Genomic DNA, 19,117 nt, shown 5'->3' with positions numbered 1-19,117 from the left:
CGGCTCAGGCAGCGGTGAATTCAACGCGCTCAGGCACCCGTGTCATCAGTACCTTGCCACCCCGTATTGATACGCGGGCCTTGGCCTGACGGCGCACGGCCTCGTAGTCACTGTCGGCGTCCAGTATCACCAGATTGGCCGGTCGGCCTACAGCGATGCCATAACCCTCACCCAGGTTGAGGGTGCGGGCGCTGTTGTCAGTGACCAGATCCAGACACCGTTGCAGGTCTTCAAAGCCCATCATGTGGCAGATATGCAAACCGGCATCCAGCACGCGCAGAATGTTGCCGTTGCCCAGCGGATACCACGGGTCCTTGATCGAATCCTGACCCAGGCACACATTCATCCCGGCGCGATCCAGTTCTGCCACGCGGGTCACGCCACGGCGTTTGGGAAAGCTGTCAAAACGTCCCTGCAAGTGAATGCTCTCGGTTGGACAAGAGACAAAGTTGATGCCTGACATTTTGAGCAGGCGGAACAATTTGAAGCAGTAGGCATTGTCGTAAGAGCCCATGGCGGTGGTGTGGCTGGCGGTGACCCGGCTGCCCATGCCGCGCACCCTTGCTTCTTCGGCCAGCACTTCGAGAAAGCGTGACTGCGGATCGTCGGTCTCGTCGCAATGTACATCCACCAGGCAGCCGGTGCGTTCAGCCAGGTCCATCAAGAACTTGATTGAGCTGACGCCCTGATCCCGTGTGTTTTCAAAGTGCGGGATGCCGCCCACCACATCGGCACCCAGCTCCACGGCACGGGTCATCAATTCTCGCCCGCCCTCGTAGGATTCGATACCTTCTTGCGGGAAGGCGACAATTTGCAGGTCAATCAAGTGGCGGGCTTCTTCGCGGACTTCAATCATCGCCTTGAGTGCGCCCAGCGTTGGGTCGGTCACGTCGACATGGGTGCGCACATGCTGAATGCCATGCTCGGCAAGCATGCGGATGGTGGTGTGGGCACGTTGTTTGGTGTCTTCGTGGGTAATGGTTTCCTTGCGCTGGGCCCAGCGCTCAATACCTTCGAACAGCGTACCGCTCTGGTTCCACTCGGGCTGGCCGGCGGTCAGGGCCGCGTCCAGATGTATGTGCGGCTCAACCAGGGGCGCGATCAGCAGCTGGCCTTGTGCGTCGATATCGCCCGGCTTTGGCGCAACATGGCCTGCCTGCAAGGTGATAGCACTGATACGTGTGCCATCGCAGGTGACGGTGTGCAGGCCTGAGGTTTTACGCAAGGTGGCATTGATGATGTTCATGGGCGTTCCTGTCGTTGAGCTTCGTTCATGCGCCACACGAGGAGGGCAACCGAAGCATTCATTCTGAAAAGTGGATCATCGAGCGACTGTCCGCTGTGTTGCTCGATACGTTGTATTCGTTGTGTAACCGTGTTGCGGTGCAGATTCAAACGCTCGGCGGTCTTGAGCGCATTGCCGTTTTCCTGAAGCAGTGCGTCCAGGGTATCAATCAGGCTGTGAGAGTGTTTGCGCCGGGGTTCAATGAGTTGGCCGAGGGTCTGCTGGACGAAAGCGTCAATCACCGAGCGGTCGCCAATGGCTTGTAAGAGGCGCAGTACACCCAGTTCATTGAAATCACACAACCCTGTGGCCGGCCGCAGGTTTTCCGCTACTTCGAGCGCCTGACGTGCCTGGTTGAGTGCCTGGCGGTAGCCGGCACACCCTTGGACCGCCCCCGCCATGCCCATAAACAGGGCCAGCTCACCGATCATGGCGTGCAACTGCTGATACAGCTCGGCGAGTTGCAGGCGGATCCCTTCGTGCTCGGGCAGCAACACAATAAACAGATCACCTTGCACGATCACCGGCAAGGCGTCTGGTATTGCTCGGTTCCAGGCGTCCAGGTGATCCTGTACCGCTTGACGGATGTGCTGCAAGCGTCGCTCAGCCTCGTCAGGTGGATGACGATCAAATAATACATTGACCGCCGATAAGCGTAGCGCCACCAGCCGACGGCTATCGTCGAGCGGCAGTTGCAAGTGGCTGGCGCGCTGACGGGCCGTGGCCAGGCTGGGGTAATCGCCGCTCAGCAACTGCGCCACAATATCGTGGCGCGAGCGTTTGGTCTGAGCCATGTGCACCAGTGCCGTGCCGATCAGGTGGGTGACGATCACCATCTTCAGCAAGTACGGTTGCTCGATCAGCGGCAGGCCGTAGGCGTGTGCCCGTGCAATCACCGAGTCAGGGATGCGCTGAATAAATGCGCTGCCGGTGAGTATTACCAGCCCGGCAATACCACTGGTATGCCCGTCGTCTACCAGTTGCAGCAGGTTGACCTCGTCACGCGGGTGGTTGATGCCGGTGACAAACACCAACTCGCCGCCCATCACCCACTCGCCAATGCTTTCGTTTTCTGCCACGTAGGACCAGCGCACTGTTCGGTGCATGTTCTGTGAGCCGGCACGCAGACGCATTTCTTCCAGGCCGGGCAGGGCCAGGATTTCTTCCAGGGTAAGGCTCAAATGTCCTCCTGGGCGACGGGTAATACGGCGCGGCGACGGCTGATTTCGAGTAGGACCACGTAACACACTGCCGAAGCTCCAATGCCCACCAGCGGCGCGATCCAGGGCGAGCTATACGCCAGCACCGCCCCTGCGGCATACGCCGACAAGCCCAGCAGGTTGTAGCGCGGCAGGGTGACGCTGGCCAGCGTTGGGTACTGGCCGCGATGGCGATACCAGAAATCCGCCATGATTACGCCACCAATGGGCGGGATGATTGAGCCCAGCAACACCAGAAACGGAATCAGCATTTCATACATGCCGCCGATGGCGAGTACTACGCCAATGGCAGCAGCGATCAGTGTCATGCTGCGTCGACGTTCGCTGCGCACCAGATGGCAGGCGGCGGCAGATACGTTGTAAATGGTTGGCCCTTGAATGGTCCACAAATTCAGGCACAGCATAATCACGGCGGCGAACGACAAACCCTGCAGCATCATGACTTCAACGATATCGGCCTGCTGGTAGACGATGGCGCACCAGGCGCCAGCGACCACCATCAATCCATTGCCGAGCAGAAAGCTGACCACGCTGGCAATAACCGCTACGCGCCCGCTGCGCGACAGTCGCGTCCAGTTGGTGGCTTGGGTGGCGCCGCTGGCGAAAGTGCCGAAGACCATGGTGATGGCGGCCGAGAAGGTCATGGTTTCATGCGGGATCACGGCGGCCAGCCCTTGGAAGCCGCCGACATGCTGCGTGGCGATGTACATCGACACAATCAGCAGAATAAACATCAGCGGTACCGACACCCGCGACAGCACGTCGAGCCCTTTGAAGCCGATCAGTGCCGTGATGCTAAAGCCAAAGCCGAACAGGATCATCAGCGGTGTGGTGAAGCCCTCGGTCAGGCCCAGCATTTTCACCAGCACGATGGCCACCGTTGCGGTGCCCCAGGCGTACCAGCCCAGTTCGGCAAAACCGAGCAAGAAATCAGACAAGCGACTGCCGGCTTCTCCGAAGCAAAACCGTCCCATCAGTACCGTGTTCAGGCCACTGCGTGCGGCGATTAATGCCAGAGCAGCGGCATACAGCGCCAGCAGGCTATTGCCTATGACGGCAATCCACAGCATGTCGACGAAGTTGAATGCCATGCCCAGCTTGCCACCCGCAAACATAGTGCCGGTGAAGAAGGTAAAGCTGAACAACACCATGGAAATGGACAGCAGGCCTTTGCGCGCTGTGCGCGGGGCTTCGCTCAAAGGAAACTCGTCGGATGTACTCATGTTTTATTCCTGCGCCTCAAATAGATAGGGCCGTGGTCAATGGCACAAGAGGACAAGAGCAATAAGCGGGCCCGTTTCGGGGAGGGCTCTGCGGCACGAAAAAGCGGGCAGGGGGCATGAGGAAGGATGTGCAATATGCACATAGCCGTTAAAAAAGGGGGGGATTCAATGTGCAGAGTGATTCATTTTGAGGCGTTGGTGCACTGTTTTAGCCTGCTGGCGCGATAGTCGTATCCCCACACCTGTAAGCCGCTGACGAGGTACGAGGCTGCATCGCTTCGTTTAGGTCATTTACCTTTTTACCCCCACAAAAAAACCCCCGTTTAAACCCAACTGCTACCAGGGTTTAAACGGGGGTTTTGAGTCAGGCGGTTAACCCGCCTGACAGCTCAGCTTATTGGCAAGCTTCGCAATCCGGCTCGTCAATTGCGCAGGCTTTTGGCACCGGTGCTGGACCGGCTGGCGCTGCAGCGACGTCTTCACTGTTTTTACCGCTCGATACAGCGTTGAGCTTGCCCGTGTTGACGGTCGACTTCTCGGTGCTGGTCGCGGCCAGGGCACGGAGGTAGTAAGTGGTTTTCAGACCACGGTACCAGGCCATGCGGTAGGTCACGTCCAGTTTCTTGCCCGAAGCACCGGCGATGTACAGGTTCAGCGATTGAGCCTGGTCGATCCACTTCTGACGACGGCTGGCCGCGTCAACGATCCACTTGGTGTCGACTTCGAATGCAGTGGCATACAGCTCTTTAAGCTCTTGCGGAATGCGTTCGATCTGCTGCACGGAACCGTCGTAGTACTTCAGGTCGTTGATCATGACCGAGTCCCACAGACCGCGAGCCTTGAGGTCGCGAACCAGGTACGGGTTGATCACGGTGAATTCGCCCGACAGGTTCGATTTCACATAAAGGTTCTGGTAAGTCGGTTCGATCGACTGCGATACGCCGGTGATGTTGGCGATGGTCGCGGTCGGTGCGATGGCCATGATGTTGGAGTTACGAATGCCTTTCTGTACACGGGCACGAACCGGTGCCCAGTCCAGGGATTCGTTCAGGTCAACGTCGATGTACTTCTGGCCGCGCTGCTCGATCAGGATTTGTTGAGAATCCAGTGGCAATACGCCTTTGGACCACAGCGAACCCTGGAACGTCTCGTAAGCGCCACGCTCGTCAGCCAGGTCGCAAGAAGCCTGGATCGCGTAGTAGCTGACCGCTTCCATCGACTTGTCGGCAAACTCTACAGCGGCTTGCGATGCGTACGGAATGTGCTGCAGGTACAGCGCGTCCTGGAAGCCCATGATGCCCAGACCGACCGGGCGGTGCTTGAAGTTCGAGTTGCGCGCTTGCGGCACCGAGTAGTAGTTGATGTCGATCACGTTATCGAGCATGCGTACAGCCACGTCGATGGTGCGCTTCAGCTTGTCGGTGTCCAGCTTGCCGTCCTTGATGTGGTTCGGCAGGTTGATCGAACCCAGGTTGCAGACCGCGATTTCATCCTTGTTGGTGTTCAAGGTGATTTCGGTGCACAGGTTCGAACTGTGGACCACGCCCACGTGCTGCTGCGGGCTACGCAGGTTGCACGGGTCTTTGAAGGTGATCCATGGGTGGCCGGTTTCAAACAGCATGGACAGCATTTTGCGCCACAGGTCTTTGGCCTGAATGGTCTTGAACAGCTTGATCTTGCCCGGGTACTGGGACAGCGCTTCGTAGTACTCGTAACGCTCTTCGAATGCTTTACCGGTCAGGTCGTGCAGGTCCGGTACTTCGGATGGCGAGAACAGGGTCCACGGGCCATCATCGAAGACGCGCTTCATGAACAGGTCAGGCACCCAGTTAGCGGTGTTCATGTCGTGGGTACGACGACGGTCATCACCGGTGTTCTTGCGCAGCTCGATGAACTCTTCAATGTCCATGTGCCAGGTTTCAAGGTAAGCGCACACGGCGCCTTTACGCTTGCCACCCTGGTTCACGGCCACGGCGGTGTCGTTCACAACCTTGAGGAACGGAACCACGCCTTGGGATTTGCCGTTGGTGCCCTTGATCCACGAACCCAGTGCGCGAACCGGTGTCCAGTCGTTGCCCAGGCCGCCTGCGAATTTGGACAACATGGCGTTGTCGTGAATCGCGTGGTAGATGCCCGACAGGTCATCCGGCACGGTGGTCAGGTAGCAGCTGGACAGTTGCGGGCGCTGAGTACCGGCGTTGAACAGGGTCGGAGTCGACGCCATGTAGTCAAACGAGGACAGCAGGTTATAGAACTCGATCGCGCGGTCTTCTTTCTGCTTTTCTTCGATCGCCAGGCCCATGGCCACACGCATAAAGAAGATTTGTGGCAGTTCGAAACGTACGCCGTCCTTGTGGATGAAGTAACGGTCGTACAGGGTTTGCAGGCCCAGGTAGGTGAACTGCTGATCGCGCTCGTGATTGATCGCCTTGCCCAGTTTTTCCAGGTCGAAGGTGGCCAGCACAGGGTTCAGCAGGTCGAACTCGATACCTTTGGCGATGTAGGCCGGCAATGCCTTGGCGTACAGGTCAACCATTTCGTGATGCGTAGCGCTTTCGGCTACGTTCAGGAAGTTCAGGCCTTCGGCACGCAGGGTGTCCATCAGCAGGCGAGCGGTCACGAACGAGTAGTTCGGTTCGCGCTCAACCAGCGTACGAGCGGTCATTACCAGTGCGGTATTGACGTCGCTCAGGGCTACGCCGTCATACAGGTTTTTCAGGGTTTCGCGCTGGATCAGGTCGCCGTCGACTTCTGCCAGACCTTCGCAGGCCTCGGTGACGATGGTGTTCAGGCGGCCCATGTCGAGCGGGGCGAAAGTGCCGTCGGCGCGGGTGATGCGGATGGACGGGTGAGCCTGAACTTCAGTCTCGGCCGGTGCGCGGGTGGCGCGCTCCTTGGAGCGGGCGTCACGGTAGATCACGTAGTCGCGCGCTACTTTTTGCTCGCCGGCACGCATCAGGGCCAGCTCAACCTGGTCCTGGATTTCTTCGATGTGAATAGTGCCGCCCGATGGCATGCGACGCTTGAAGGTTGCCGTGACTTGTTCAGTCAGGCGCGCAACGGTGTCGTGAATGCGCGACGAGGCAGCTGCATTGCCGCCTTCAACTGCGAGAAACGCTTTGGTGATGGCGACGGTGATCTTGTCATCGGTGTAAGGAACCACGGTTCCGTTACGTTTGATCACGCGCAATTGGCCTGGCGCGGTCGCAGACAGATCCAGAGTTGAATCAGTACCCTGCGAGTTCTCGCGAGTCGTGTCGGTTTGCATGGGGTGTCTCCACATTCTCTATGTTTGTTTGGGCACCGTTTAGGTGCCCACCGTGACGTCCTGAAGCACTACAACCGATAACAGAACCGGGCATAACCACTTCGGGACGTACAGAAAGGGGGGTTAATACCGCTTCCGTGCCGAAGTTTGGGATGTGCATACCGCCACATACCGTATTCCTGTCGGGTGACAGTATGTGTACTGCAACACCCGGGCCGCTTTCCTGCTTTAGCACCGGAAAACAGCTGCCATCCGCATGAGCGGTTTGGACTTTGATAACTGCGTTTGATCTAACCCGACAGGCGCGAGAAAAGGACTTGAAATTCTCGTCTGAGTTGTGTTGGGTTTTTAGCTTGAAACCCTACATATGGGGTTTTTTTACCGACGGGATACAAGATATGCGTTTTATAGGCCTTGTGCAACGTGCTGCCTGTGGATAACTCTGTGTGTAAATTGTGTGTGAAACGCTGAAGATCCATGTAGGCCGCACGGCACCGGCCTTTCGCCGTTTGTCACTGCAAATGGCGAGAGAAAATCCGTCGTGCTGGATTTTGAGGGCGCGAACCCTAACATAAAAAACAGCGCTGTCCGAACGCATTTTCGGGCGCGTGCAAAGATAGGAAAGGTCAAGCTCAAATTGCTGCTTTCACGGGCCGCAAAGGTCGTGGCAGACCTTTGCGGCGATAGCGCACAGTTACAGCAATTGAAAGCTGTTTTGCTGCACGTTTTGTGAATCCAGACCTATTTGCACTTCAAACTCGCCCGGTTCAGCCACGTACTTCAAGTCGGCGTTGTAAAACTTGAGGTCGTCTTCGCTGAGGGTGAACTGCACCACTTTCTGCTCTCCGGCCTTGAGCATGACCTTCTCAAAGTTTTTCAAGCTTTTGACAGGGCGACTCATGGAGGCCGCGACATCGCGCAGGTACAGCTGTACGACGGTTTCGCCGTCACGCTGGCCGGTGTTTTTCAACGTCACACTGGCGGTTAGCGTCGCGCCCGAGGCCAGGGTTTTACTCGACAGCTTGACGTCTGACAGGCTGAAGTTGGTGTAGCTCAAGCCATAGCCGAATGGGTACAGCGGCGTGTTTGGCGCATCAAAGTATTGCGAGGTGTAGTTGCCCGGTTTGCCGGGTGTGAAAGGCCGGCCAATGCTCAAGTGGTTGTAGTAAGTCGGAATCTGCCCCACTGAACGTGGGAAAGTGATGGGCAGTTTGCCCGACGGGTTGTAGTCGCCAAACAGCACATCAGCAATGGCATTACCGCCTTCGGTGCCGCTGAACCAGGTTTCCAGTACCGCATCAGCTTGTTGCTGCTGGGTGTCGATGGTCAGTGGACGGCCGTTCATCAGCACCAGCACCAAGGGTTTGCCGGTGGCTTTGAGGGCATCGATCAGGGCGCGCTGGCTGGCCGGAATATCCAGTTCGGTGCGACTGGATGATTCATGGGACATGCCACGCGACTCGCCCACGACTGCGACGACCACGTCGGCTTGATGGGCGGCTTTGACCGCTTCGTCGATCATCACCTGGGCCGGGCGAGTATCGTTGGTCACTTCCGGTGCATCGAAGTTGAGGAAGTTCAGGTAGTCGACAACCTTCTGGTCGTCGGTGATGTTGGCGCCACGGGCGTAGACCAATTGGCCTTGCTCGCCGAGCGCAGTGCGCAAGCCGTCATACACTGTGACCGATTGCGCGGGCTGGCCGTTGGCTGCCCAACTGCCCATCATGTCGATAGGTGCCTTGGCCAGCGGCCCGACCAATGCAATGTGTGCCTGCTTGTTCAATGGCAGGGTTTGCGCCTCATTTTTCAGTAACACCAGGCTGCGGCGCGCGACATCCCGTGCTTCAGCACGGTGCAGGCGGCTTTCGGCATTGAGCTCGGCCGGGTCGTCTACGGCCTTGCCGATGCGAACATAGGGGTCGGCAAACAAGCCCATGTCGTATTTGGCCCCGAGCACCTCACGCACGGCGTTATCCACGTCGCTCTGCGGTACTTCGCCTGATTTCAGCAAACCGGGGAGCTCTTCGCCGTAGGCCTTGTCGTTCATGCTCATGTCAATGCCGGCTTTGATGGCCAGCTTCGCGGCTTCGCGGTTGTCTTTGGCCACGCCGTGCTTGATCAGCTCGATAATGGCGCCGTGGTCGCTGACGGCAACGCCCTTAAAGCCCCAGTCTTTGCGCAACAGGTCCTGCATCAGCCACATATTGGAGGTGGCAGGGATGCCATTGATTGAGTTCAACGCCACCATCACGCCTCCGGCGCCGGCATCAATCGCAGCACGGTAAGGCGGCAGGTAGTCCTGATACATGCGTGTGGGGCTCATATCCACGGTGTTGTAGTCACGACCGCCCTCTACCGCGCCATACAGGGCGAAATGCTTGACGCAGGCCATGATATTGCCGGGCAGGGCAGGGGAAACGCCTTGATAGGCGTTAACCATCACTTTGGCGATCCGTGAGACCAGGTAGGTGTCTTCACCAAAGCCTTCGGAGGTGCGGCCCCAGCGCGGGTCGCGGGCAATGTCGACCATCGGCGCGAACGTCAGGTCGATGCTGTCGGCGCTGGCTTCCTGGGCCGATACCCGACCGCTCAGGGCAATGGCGTCCATGTCCCAGCTTGACGCCAGCGCCAGGCTGATCGGGAAAATGGTGCGATGGCCGTGAATCACGTCATAGGCGAAAAACATCGGAATCTTCAGTCGGCTGCGCATGGCTGCGTCCTGCATGGGACGGTTTTCGGCGCGGCTGATGGAGTTGAACGTGCCGCCGATGCGGCCTGCAGCGATTTCTTTGCGGATCAGCTCGCGGGGCATGTCGGGTGCGATGCTGATCAGACGCAGTTGGCCGATTTTTTCATCGACGGTCATCTGCTTGAGCAAATCAGCCACAAACACGTCTTTAGGCGGGAGCGGAGACGGTGGGGTTTGTGCCCATACCGACGGGCTGGACAGGCTGATGGCGATGCCCAACAAACACATCTTTCTCATTGATTTCTTCTGCGCGGCCGCTTTCATCACAGCGAAGGTAACCTGCGCTGTAGAAGCGATATTGTTCTGGTGGGGGATGTAGAACACCCAAAGCAGGAAATTGCCCTATCTTTAGATTAAGTATTCCTACAAGACAGCCAGTCTTTTATCTGATTCGCGGCGAGCAATCCACTGCCGTCCGGAGATTTTGCGTGCAGGTTGAGGAGTTTTTGCGGGATAAACGGTGTCTATGAACTCAATGTAGTCAGTGCGGAGCGACACAAGCATGGGAATTCAGAGCGTTAAAGCCTTGGGCTGGAAGGCCATCGTTGTGATGGTATTGGCCAGCGTGCTGAGCGGGTGCGGGATTAATACCATTCCAACCCTGGACGAACAGGTTAAAGCGGCGTGGTCACAAGTTCAGAATCAGTATCAGCGTCGGTCTGACCTGATCCCCAATCTGGTCGAAACCGTCAAGGGTGCAGCCAAGCAAGAACAGGCAACATTGACCGCTGTTATTGAAGCCCGGGCCAAAGCTACGTCGATTCAGGTTGACGCCAGTACGCTGGACAATCCGGAAAAACTCAAACAATTCCAGGATGCCCAGAACCAGCTGACGGGCGCGCTGAGCCGCTTGATGGTGGTGTCGGAGCGTTACCCGGACTTGAAATCCAACCAGAACTTTCTGTCGTTGCAATCGCAACTGGAAGGCACGGAAAACCGTATTAGCGTGGCCCGACGCGACTTTATTCTGGCCGTTGAACGCTACAACACCGAGATCCGTACCTTTCCGGGTCGCCTGTGGCACGCGGTGATGTACAGCGACCTGCCGGTTCGCCAGACCTTCGAAGCCACTACGCCGGGCGCTGACAAAGCCCCTGAAGTGAAGTTTTAGGTCGCCGTGCGCTGTCGCGTAGCAGCTGCCGAAGGCTGCGTTCGAGGGCGCAGCCGTCGTAAGTTGTCGAAGCGAGGTGTGCCTGAAAGGCCGCGATCGTTGATTTTACGATGGCTGCGCCATCGGACGTCGCCTTCGGCAACTGCTACGAAGTATGTGATTTATCTTCAACCTTCGAGGTGCTGATGCGCTTATCTAAAACGGGGTTTGGCCTGTTGCTCTGGTTATGTCTGGCCACAGCGCAGGCGCTGACGTTTCCGGTGCTCAGCGGTCGGGTGGTCGATGAGGGGCAGATGCTTGACCCCGCCACGCGTCAGCAGGTGGCTCAAGCCCTTGAAGCTCACGAGAAAGCCACGGGCGAGCAAGTGGTCGTGGTCACTGTGCCGGATCTGCAAGGCGTTCCCATCGAGGACTTCGGTTATCAATTAGGTCGAGCATGGGGCATCGGGCAAAAGGATAAGAACAACGGTGCCTTACTGATCGTTGCCCGCGATGACCGCAAACTGCGTATAGAGGTCGGCTACGGTCTCGAAGACCGCCTCACCGACGCCCAGTCTTCGGTCATCATCAATCAGGTCATCACCCCGGCCTTTAAAGCCGGAAACTTCAGTCAAGGCATCAGTGCCGGTACGGCGGCTATCCTCCAGGTGCTGGGCGGTGATCCCTTGCCGGTGGCGTATGCCAGCGAGCAAGGCGCTGGTACTGATTTTGTGGGCGAACACCCCGGCATTGTCGTCCTGCTATTTGTGTTGTTCGTGCTTGCCATGGCGGCGTGTCAGTTCTATGGCATCTGCACTTCGGGTGGCGGCGGAACCCGCGGCGGCGGCTTTGGCGGTGGCGGTTTCGGGGGCGGTGGAGGCGGGGGCTTTCGCGGTGGCGGCGGCAGTTTTGGCGGCGGCGGGGCTTCAGGCGGCTGGTAACTCACTTATTTAATGAGCATTGACCCTTATGGCTTTATTGACGCAAGAGCAACAACAGCAGGTCGCGCAGGCGGTGACCCGCGCCGAGCAACGCACCGACGCAGAGATCGTCACGGTTCTGGCACCGCGTGCGGATGACTACAGTTATATCCCGTTGCTTTGGGCCAGCTTGGTCGCCTTGGTGGTGCCTGCGGTGCTGCATATTCTGAACGGTGGCATGGCCATCTATTCCTTGCTGATGGCTCAGTGGGCCACCTTTGTATTTCTCAGTCTGATCTTTCGTATTCCCGCGATCACTACCCGCTTGATCCCGCCTCGCGTACGGTATTGGCGAGCCAGCAACCTGGCCCGCCGTCAGTTTCTTGAGCAAAAGCTGCATCACACCGAAGGGCGAACGGGCGTGCTGATTTTTGTCAGCGAGGCTGAACGTTACGTCGAAATCCTGGTGGATGAAGGTATCTCCCGGCACTTGGATAACAGCGACTGGGGCACGATCGTCAGCGATTTCACACGCCGTGTGGCCCTTGGGCATACGGCTGAAGGCTTTATTACCTGCATCGATGCCTGCGCAGAGTTGTTGGAAAAGCACGTGCCCAGAACCCAGCCGCGCAACCAATTGCCCAATCGCCTGGTGCTCTTGTAAGCGTGGCCTTATGAAATAAGCCCGTGCTCCTGGCGGCTAACACGCCTAAAATAGCCGCCATTGTTTTTTGATATTCCCTCCTGCACCCCCCGAGGCACCTTTTTCAATGTCAGCGACTGCTACCACCGCCCCGTCTGCGCCGGATCACCGTGCGCAATTTTTGAGCCTGCTGGAAACCAGTCTGGCGCAGAATTCCTTTATCAAGCTGGTGCTGGCCAAGTACGTGGGCCCTGAAGCTGAGTTGCAGCGCATTATCATCAAGCAGGTTACGGTCAAGGATCAGCCTTGCCTTTCATTTGTGTACCGCTACAAAACCCGTGACATCACCAAAAACTTTCCGCTCGAAGAGGCCGTGGCCCACATTGCTGCGCTGTTGCCGGAAGCGTTCAAGAATGCCCATTTACTGACTCTGACCGACGAAGTGCAGCTGGAATACAGCAAAAAGGGCAAAAGCTCGCTGTTTAAAGGTAAAGGCCAGCAAGACCGTGAGTTGCCGTCAGCGGAGCACAACCGCGAGAAAAATCGTTTTCTGGATCTGACGCGGCCGTTTCTGGCGGACCTGGGCGTCACCAACAAGCAGCAAGAACTGATCCCGGCGATGTCGCGCAAGTGGAAACAGATCAACAAGTTTATCGAGGTGTTTTCCCACGCCCTGAGCAACTCGCCACTCAAACTCGATCAGCCGGTCAAGGTGGTGGATTTCGGTTCGGGCAAGGGCTATCTCACCTTCGCCATTCACGATTACCTGCGCCACAGCCTGCAAGCCGAAGGGCTGGTGACCGGTGTTGAGCTGCGTGAAGACATGGTGACCTTATGCAACAACGCCGCCCAGCGTCTGGAACACCCCGGTTTGACGTTCCAGCATGGCGATGTGCGCAGTTTTGCGCCGACGCCGATTGACGTGATGATCGCCCTGCATGCCTGCGACATTGCCACCGACTATGCCATTCATATGGGTATTCGTTCGGGAGCGGCAATCATCATGTGCTCGCCGTGCTGCCATAAGCAGATTCGTCTGCAAATTCAGAGCCCGGTGTTGCTCAAGCCAATGTTGCAGTACGGCCTGCACTTGGGTCAGCAGGCCGAAATGGTTACTGACAGCTTGCGTGCGTTGTACCTGGAAGCCTGTGGCTATGAAACCAAAGTGTTCGAGTTCATCTCGCTGGAACACACCAACAAAAACAAAATGATTCTGGCGGTCAAGCGTGCTGAACCCCAGGACCCGACGCAGTTGCTGGAAAAGATTCAGGCGTTGAAGGCGTTCTACAGCATTCAGGAGCATTGCCTCGAAACGCTGCTGCAAGCGGATGGTTTGCTCAAATAATCCTGTAAGTCGCGTCTGGCGGGTACGTAGTACCAGGCTATTACCCGCACGGGCGCACAGGGCGTACCTTGGCTACTCTTATAGGCCCAAGGTTCCACCCCCACAGGAGCACGCACAATGGCAGCGAAAAAAATCCTCATGCTGGTTGGCGATTACGTCGAAGACTACGAAGTGATGGTGCCGTTTCAGGCCCTGTCGATGGTGGGGCATCACGTGCATGCAGTGTGTCCGGGTAAAACGGCGGGTCAGACCGTGCGCACGGCTATTCACGACTTTGAAGGCGATCAGACCTACAGCGAAAAGCCGGGTCACCTGTTTGCCCTGAATTTTGATTTCGACAAGGTCAAGGCCAGTGCTTACGACGCACTGGTGGTGCCGGGTGGTCGTGCGCCGGAATACCTGCGGTTGAATGAGAAAGTCCTGGAGCTGGTGCGTGAGTTCAACAAAGTGGGTAAACCCATTGCCGCGGTCTGTCACGGTGCGCAGCTGTTGGCCGCGGCGGGGACGCTCGAAGGTCGCGAGTGCAGCGCTTACCCCGCGTGTGCACCTGAAGTGCGTCTGGCCGGTGGCACCTTTATTGATATCGATGTGACCAAGGCGCACGTACAGGGCAACTTGGCGACGGCGCCTGCCTGGCCGGCACACCCGGCGTGGTTAGCGGCTTTTCTGGTGCTGCTCGGTACTAAGATCGTTTTGTAACGAGAGGACGTGACCATGTGCGAGCTGTATGTCAAAGCCGATCCGATTCTTTACGAGTCGCGCTCGCGTTCATTGCGTATTTGTGGCGTGGTCACCACGTTGCGTCTGGAAAACCAGTTTTGGGACATTCTCAGCGAGATCGCCGAAGTAGACGGCATGACCACCAATCAACTGGTGGCCAAGCTGTATGAAGAAGTGATGGATTACCGGGGTGAAGTGGTGAACTTTGCCTCGTTTCTGCGCGTGAGTTGCACCCGCTACCTCAGTCAGCGCCAGGGGCAGGTGCAGGTGCCCGTATTGAGTGTAGTGTCGCGCGAGCCCTCACCCCAACCCTCTCCCAGAGGGAGAGGGGGCTGAGCGGTGGCTGCTTTTAGTTCCCTCTCCCTTTGGGAGAGGGCTAGGGTGAGGGTGCTTCTGATGGGTGCTTTTAAAAGAACCGCGTCACGCTGATCTTGGCATTGCGCCCTTGGCTGTAGGCGTTATCACCACTGAGCATCGGCTGGTAACTCTTGTTGAACAGGTTGTCCACGGTGAAATTGACCTCCGTGCCTTTCAGGTAACGCTGCTGCGGTGTCCAGTTGGCAAACAGGCCTTGCACGTTATAACCGTCGTTGGCGAATTGGTCGTAGTAACTGTCGCCCAGGGCACTTAGCGGATTGCTGCCGTACTTGTCGCTCGGCAGTCGGTCGGTCTTGCGAACAAATTCGCCTTTCCAGCCCACCTTCGCATCCCAGCCCGGTATTTTCGTGCCTAGCACGGCAATCCACTTGGGCGCCGGAATATCACGTGCCCAGACATTGGGCCCCCACGGGTTGGTGTAAGCACCTTCATGTTTCCCGGTCATCCATGCATATGAAAGGGAGCCGAAGATGTACGTCGAGTCGTAAAAGCTTTCAACCTCAAAACCCTTGATGGTGACGCTGCCAATGTTGCGGTAGTTCGGAATGTTGCCCGGGCCGCAGTCTTTGGACACGCTGCCTGCGGGCGTTTGAGCGGCACACCCTACACCCGTCGCCTTGAAGATTTCATGGTCGACGGTGTTTTGAAACAACGTCGTACGGATCAGTGCGTGGTCGTTATCGCCAAAAATTTGATCAAAGTTGGTGATGTTGCCTGCACGCCAGCCGGTAATTTCTTCGGGCTTCAAATTCAGGCTGGTGGCCGTGCGGCTACCGATACCCTGAAGCTCATACTGCTCGTCAATCACCGGGGCGCGCCAAGTTTTGCTGAAGTTGATAAACAACGCGGTTTTCGGCGTGATTGTCCAAAAAGCAGACAGTCGCGGCGACCAGCCGGTGTAGGTTTTATCGCTGTAATCGTGACCTAGTTCGGGGTGGTTGTAATACGGCGCGTCGTTTTCCTCGCCACGATTGCGCACATGGTCGTAACGCAGGGACGGCGTCAGAGTGAAGTTGCCGAGGGTGATCGCGTCCTGGACGTAGAAACTGTTGGTATCGACTTTGCCCTTGGGCATGAAGTTGGGCTGGTAGTGGCCGTAGTTGTATTTTTCTACTTCGTAGGACTTGCCCGGCATCCACATGTCGACGTCACGCTTATGCTTGCGCAACTGCACACCGGTGGTGACTGCATGGTCTAAAGGGCCTGTGGGAAACAGGCTGATGTTTTCGACCTGGAGCATGTCGTCGGTATAGCCTGTTTCCATCTTGCGGCCGCCCGTGGAAGGCTGGAAGTAAGCCTGTTCGCCTCGGGTGTCGGTTTGTTCGGTATTGGAGTGCGAGAACTTCACCTCCAGATCCACCAGCGGATTATCGATCGGCTCGTATTTGTATTGGGTTGACCAGGTGGTGTCGATGGTCGAACGGTTGGACAAGTAGCGCCGGGACGCCACGTCATAGCCGTACTTGTCAATGTTGGCCTGGCTCGGCGGGGCGGGATAGCTGATCGCCGAAAAAGGCACCCACAGGTAGTTGTTCGAGCGTGAATACGACATGGCGACGCTGTGTTCATCGTTCAGGTGCACATTGAGTTTGAGCAGTTGTGCGTCAAGATCCTGAGCGGTATTGGGCAAGCGCTTGGGGTTTACCGGGTAAGCGTTTTTAGGGTCGGGCATATGACCGGCCAGCTTCATGTCGTCGCCATCGCGTTTGGTGTAATACACCAGTGCATCGGCACGGCCATCGTCGGTGCGGCCATAGACGGCGCCACTATAGACCTGTTGATGGTCGTTGCTGCTGTAGCCGTACTTGAGCATGGCGCCGGTATTTTTACCTTCTTGGAGCAAGTCCGGAGCGTCTTTGGTTTCCATGTGCACGGCCCCTGCAAACCCGCCGTTGCCGGTGTGAATATCGTGCGGGCCTTTCTCGACTTCAAGGCGTTTGATCAGCTCAGGTTCGATAAAGATCGTGCCTTGCATATAACGCTCAAAGCCGCTTTTGGTTGCACCGTCCACGGTCATCTGAATGTCTTCGGCTTCACCCATGCCCCAAATATTGATGGTCTGACCACCGGGTTTAAGCGAGCCGCCCAAGTTGATGCCCGGTAACGTGGCCAACAGGCTGGGGATGTTATTGGACTGGTAACGGTTGATTTCAGTTTGTGTCATGGTCGATTTGCCGACGTTGCTGGAGTCGACTTCATTGCCATTACCCACCACGCTCAACGCGCTCAACTCCAGGCTGTTGCTGGTGGTAGTGCCTTCTTCCCGGGGGCGCACCACGTAGGTGCGGTCGACTTGAATCAAGCTGAAATCGGTGCCCTTGAGCAGCGTCTGGATAGCTTCCTGGGGGCTGTAGGTGCCTTTAAGGGCAGGCGCTTGCACATTGCGCAACAGGTCTTCATCGAATAACAACTGGATATTGGCTTGCTGTGCCACGTCACTCAGGGAGCTGGCCAGTGACTGCGTCGGCAGTTGCCACTGGATTGCGTCAGCCTGGGCTTGCACGCTGATAGCCATGCACACGGCGAGCAGCGTCGGACGTGTGCATACGTGTGAGAAGTGATGTGGTGCGCGAAACATGAAATCCCCCAGTGCGGCAACAAAGGCCAAAAAGACATGCGCTAACAACGCAGACCAGAGGAAGACGCGGCACTGGGGAAAAACCACATATGCGAATGCAAAATATTCGCATATGTATTTTATCGAGGTTCTATGCGGATTTTGCCGCTGTCCAGCAGTACGGTTTTGACCGGAATCAGGGCGGGCAGTGCTTTGACCAATGCCAGCGGATCATTGACGTCAAGATTGCCCGAAACCTTGTACCGGCCCAGTGGGCCTTGGGCCAGTTGAATCACGCCGGGTCGGTACAGATCCAGTTCATCCACCAGGCTGGCGAGTTCGCGATTGCGAAAGGCCAGATGGCCGCTGCGCCAGTTGGCGATTTCATTGGCTGCGAGGGTGTGCTCTTGCAACGTGCCTTGGGCGAAGTCATAGGTGGCACGTTGTTGTGCGCCGAGCAGCGTAGCGGTGTTGGGGGCGGGAGCAAAGGCGACCTTGCCGTGGGCGACACTGACCACCAGTTGGCGTGCGCTGCGGCGTACGTCAAACCCCGTGCCCACGACTTTTATTCGGGCATCACCGGCATGCACCACCAGCGGCTGTTCTTTGTTGGCAGCGACTTCGATATAGAGCTGGCCCTGATCGAGGTAAATATCCCGTTGCTGAGCGTTGAAGTCGATGCGTAGCCGGGTGTTGGCGTTGACGTTCAAGGTACTGCCATCGGGCAGGCTCAGGGTCTTGGCACCTTGGCCCAAGGTGGCGACCTGCTGTTGATACAGCGCCTGCGCCGTGCCGAGGTTGACGGCAAACAGCGCGCACACAAGTGCTGCGGCGGTCGCCAGTGCAAAAGCCGCCGCACGCCGGGCGGGTTTTTTTACAGCAAAGGTCTGCGGAGTGTGCAGTTCTTCACATTCGCCCAAATCAGCCCATAGGCTCTCAAATTCGTTGTACGCCTGAGCATGTTCCGGGTTGGTCTGCCAGGCCTTGAATTGTTCACGGGTGCGCGCGCTTTGTTCGTTGCGATTACGGGCAAACCAGCGTGCCGCCTGCGCGTCGATGCTGTCGTTATCAATGGATTGAAAAGGGCTCATTCTGGCTGCTCCTTGCCGCTGTCCCGTTGGAGGTGTTGCTTGCAGTGCAGCAAGGCGAAGGCAATGTGCTTTTCTACCATGCTGACGGAGATACCCATGCGTTCGGCAATCTGCGCCTGACTCAAACCTTCAAAACGGTGCAGCATAAGGGCTTCACGGCGTCGGGGCGAGAGCTGGGCCAACACCCCTTTGAGTTGTTCCAGGCGTTGCAGACGTTGCGCAGCGGCCATCGGATCATCCTTCTCGTCGCTCAACGGTTCGGGTTCACTCTCGATGTGCCCGTTGTGTACGGAGTGCCGCACCTGTTGGCGGCGCCAATGGTCGCGCAGCAGGTTGCGCGCCATCTGGAACAAAAACGCCCGTGGCTGCTCGACTTTGGCCCGGTCTTGATAACCCAGCCACTGCGTGAACACATCCTGTGTCATGTCAGCGGCATCGCTGGCGTTATCTGTGCGCTTGCGCAGGAAGTGCAGAATCGGCGTATAGAGCTCGCGAAAGGCTTCGGCCACCAGCGGGTCGGGTTTGAAGCGAGACATGAAGATCCTTGTGGGTGCTGCGATGCAAATAAGTCGCGAATGATATCGAGAATTATTGCTATCTGTCTCGCTTGATTGTGCGTGATCCCGTC

General features: G+C 57.3%; 14 protein-coding genes. 6 read left to right on the top strand and 8 right to left on the bottom strand.

The window, feature by feature from the left end; all coding sequences use genetic code 11:
- Positions 1 to 4 precede the first annotated feature (4 nt).
- From codA to bglX, 5 genes are all read right to left on the bottom strand, one after another.
- Complete coding sequence (gene codA / locus EQV93_RS15615) at positions 5 to 1,246, bottom strand: cytosine deaminase (protein ID WP_122783074.1); 1,242 nt, start codon at positions 1,244 to 1,246, stop codon at positions 5 to 7.
- On the bottom strand, positions 1,243 to 2,466 hold the full coding sequence (locus tag EQV93_RS15610; RefSeq protein WP_240891863.1) for a PucR family transcriptional regulator: 1,224 nt from the start codon (positions 2,464 to 2,466) through the stop codon (positions 1,243 to 1,245). The genes codA and EQV93_RS15610 overlap by 4 nt, the downstream gene beginning before the upstream one ends.
- Positions 2,463 to 3,728 (bottom strand): cytosine permease, encoded by a 1,266-nt coding sequence (gene codB / locus EQV93_RS15605; RefSeq protein WP_240891862.1) that lies wholly within the window; start codon positions 3,726 to 3,728, stop codon positions 2,463 to 2,465. Before codB ends, EQV93_RS15610 begins: the two co-directional genes overlap by 4 nt.
- 394 nt (positions 3,729 to 4,122) lie before the next feature.
- Positions 4,123 to 6,996: a ribonucleoside-diphosphate reductase subunit alpha gene (locus EQV93_RS15600; protein WP_122783077.1), complete on the bottom strand. Its 2,874-nt coding sequence runs from the start codon at positions 6,994 to 6,996 to the stop codon at positions 4,123 to 4,125.
- A gap of 694 nt (positions 6,997 to 7,690) precedes the next feature.
- Positions 7,691 to 9,982 carry a beta-glucosidase BglX gene (bglX, locus tag EQV93_RS15595; RefSeq protein ID WP_240891861.1) on the bottom strand — a complete coding sequence of 764 codons (2,292 nt, stop codon included), beginning with the start codon at positions 9,980 to 9,982 and terminating at the stop codon, positions 7,691 to 7,693.
- Positions 9,983 to 10,247: 265 nt separating this feature from the next.
- Here bglX and EQV93_RS15590 point away from each other — a divergent pair, with 265 nt between their 5' ends.
- The 6 genes from EQV93_RS15590 (at position 10,248) to EQV93_RS15560 (ending at position 14,799) form a co-directional block, all read left to right on the top strand.
- Positions 10,248 to 10,856 carry a LemA family protein gene (locus EQV93_RS15590; RefSeq protein ID WP_122783078.1) on the top strand — a complete coding sequence of 203 codons (609 nt, stop codon included), beginning with the start codon at positions 10,248 to 10,250 and terminating at the stop codon, positions 10,854 to 10,856.
- Positions 10,857 to 11,041: 185 nt separating this feature from the next.
- Positions 11,042 to 11,776, top strand: coding sequence for a TPM domain-containing protein (locus EQV93_RS22425; protein WP_146426886.1), 735 nt, complete (start codon positions 11,042 to 11,044; stop codon positions 11,774 to 11,776).
- A 28-nt stretch (positions 11,777 to 11,804) separates the two neighbouring features.
- Positions 11,805 to 12,419 (top strand): TPM domain-containing protein, encoded by a 615-nt coding sequence (locus EQV93_RS15575; protein WP_122783079.1) that lies wholly within the window; start codon positions 11,805 to 11,807, stop codon positions 12,417 to 12,419.
- Positions 12,420 to 12,525: 106 nt separating this feature from the next.
- Complete coding sequence (locus EQV93_RS15570; RefSeq protein WP_122783080.1) at positions 12,526 to 13,743, top strand: class I SAM-dependent methyltransferase; 1,218 nt, start codon at positions 12,526 to 12,528, stop codon at positions 13,741 to 13,743.
- A gap of 117 nt (positions 13,744 to 13,860) precedes the next feature.
- A complete protein-coding gene (locus EQV93_RS15565) occupies positions 13,861 to 14,442 on the top strand; it encodes a DJ-1/PfpI family protein (protein ID WP_122783081.1) in 582 nt (193 codons plus the stop codon).
- A 15-nt stretch (positions 14,443 to 14,457) separates the two neighbouring features.
- Positions 14,458 to 14,799 (top strand): ribbon-helix-helix domain-containing protein, encoded by a 342-nt coding sequence (locus tag EQV93_RS15560; protein WP_122783082.1) that lies wholly within the window; start codon positions 14,458 to 14,460, stop codon positions 14,797 to 14,799.
- A 70-nt stretch (positions 14,800 to 14,869) separates the two neighbouring features.
- Here EQV93_RS15560 and EQV93_RS15555 read toward each other — a convergent pair whose 3' ends face one another.
- The 3 genes from EQV93_RS15555 to EQV93_RS15545 all read right to left on the bottom strand — a co-directional run bounded on the left by EQV93_RS15555 (position 14,870) and on the right by EQV93_RS15545 (position 19,025).
- Entirely contained in the window at positions 14,870 to 17,419 is a 2,550-nt protein-coding gene (locus EQV93_RS15555) for a TonB-dependent receptor (RefSeq protein WP_240891860.1), read from the bottom strand.
- A gap of 119 nt (positions 17,420 to 17,538) precedes the next feature.
- Positions 17,539 to 18,489 (bottom strand): FecR family protein, encoded by a 951-nt coding sequence (locus EQV93_RS15550; protein ID WP_240891859.1) that lies wholly within the window; start codon positions 18,487 to 18,489, stop codon positions 17,539 to 17,541.
- The gene (locus tag EQV93_RS15545) at positions 18,486 to 19,025 is read right to left on the bottom strand and encodes an RNA polymerase sigma factor (RefSeq protein ID WP_240891858.1); all 540 of its coding nucleotides are present in this window, start codon (positions 19,023 to 19,025) and stop codon (positions 18,486 to 18,488) included. The genes EQV93_RS15550 and EQV93_RS15545 overlap by 4 nt, the downstream gene beginning before the upstream one ends.
- Positions 19,026 to 19,117 lie beyond the last annotated feature (92 nt).

Origin of the sequence: Pseudomonas sp. TMW22091 (assembly GCF_022496705.1) — a bacterium.
GTDB lineage: Bacteria > Pseudomonadota > Gammaproteobacteria > Pseudomonadales > Pseudomonadaceae > Aquipseudomonas > Aquipseudomonas saxonica.
Note: the sequence above shows the minus strand (reverse complement) of the source record. Positions and strands in the feature narration are given on the sequence as shown.

Excerpts from the sequence above, each read along its gene's own strand:
- codA (WP_122783074.1), bottom strand. The coding sequence starts at position 1,246 with ATGAACATCATCAATGCCACCTTGCGTAAAACCTCAGGCCTGCACACC.
- codB (WP_240891862.1), bottom strand. The coding sequence starts at position 3,728 with ATGAGTACATCCGACGAGTTTCCTTTGAGCGAAGCCCCGCGCACAGCG.
- EQV93_RS15600 (WP_122783077.1), bottom strand. The coding sequence starts at position 6,996 with ATGCAAACCGACACGACTCGCGAGAACTCGCAGGGTACTGATTCAACT.
- bglX (WP_240891861.1), bottom strand. The coding sequence starts at position 9,982 with ATGAGAAAGATGTGTTTGTTGGGCATCGCCATCAGCCTGTCCAGCCCG.
- EQV93_RS15590 (WP_122783078.1), top strand. The coding sequence starts at position 10,248 with ATGGGAATTCAGAGCGTTAAAGCCTTGGGCTGGAAGGCCATCGTTGTG.
- EQV93_RS22425 (WP_146426886.1), top strand. The coding sequence starts at position 11,042 with ATGCGCTTATCTAAAACGGGGTTTGGCCTGTTGCTCTGGTTATGTCTG.
- EQV93_RS15575 (WP_122783079.1), top strand. The coding sequence starts at position 11,805 with ATGGCTTTATTGACGCAAGAGCAACAACAGCAGGTCGCGCAGGCGGTG.
- EQV93_RS15570 (WP_122783080.1), top strand. The coding sequence starts at position 12,526 with ATGTCAGCGACTGCTACCACCGCCCCGTCTGCGCCGGATCACCGTGCG.
- EQV93_RS15565 (WP_122783081.1), top strand. The coding sequence starts at position 13,861 with ATGGCAGCGAAAAAAATCCTCATGCTGGTTGGCGATTACGTCGAAGAC.
- EQV93_RS15560 (WP_122783082.1), top strand. The coding sequence starts at position 14,458 with ATGTGCGAGCTGTATGTCAAAGCCGATCCGATTCTTTACGAGTCGCGC.
- EQV93_RS15555 (WP_240891860.1), bottom strand. The coding sequence starts at position 17,419 with ATGTTTCGCGCACCACATCACTTCTCACACGTATGCACACGTCCGACG.
- EQV93_RS15550 (WP_240891859.1), bottom strand. The coding sequence starts at position 18,489 with ATGAGCCCTTTTCAATCCATTGATAACGACAGCATCGACGCGCAGGCG.
- EQV93_RS15545 (WP_240891858.1), bottom strand. The coding sequence starts at position 19,025 with ATGTCTCGCTTCAAACCCGACCCGCTGGTGGCCGAAGCCTTTCGCGAG.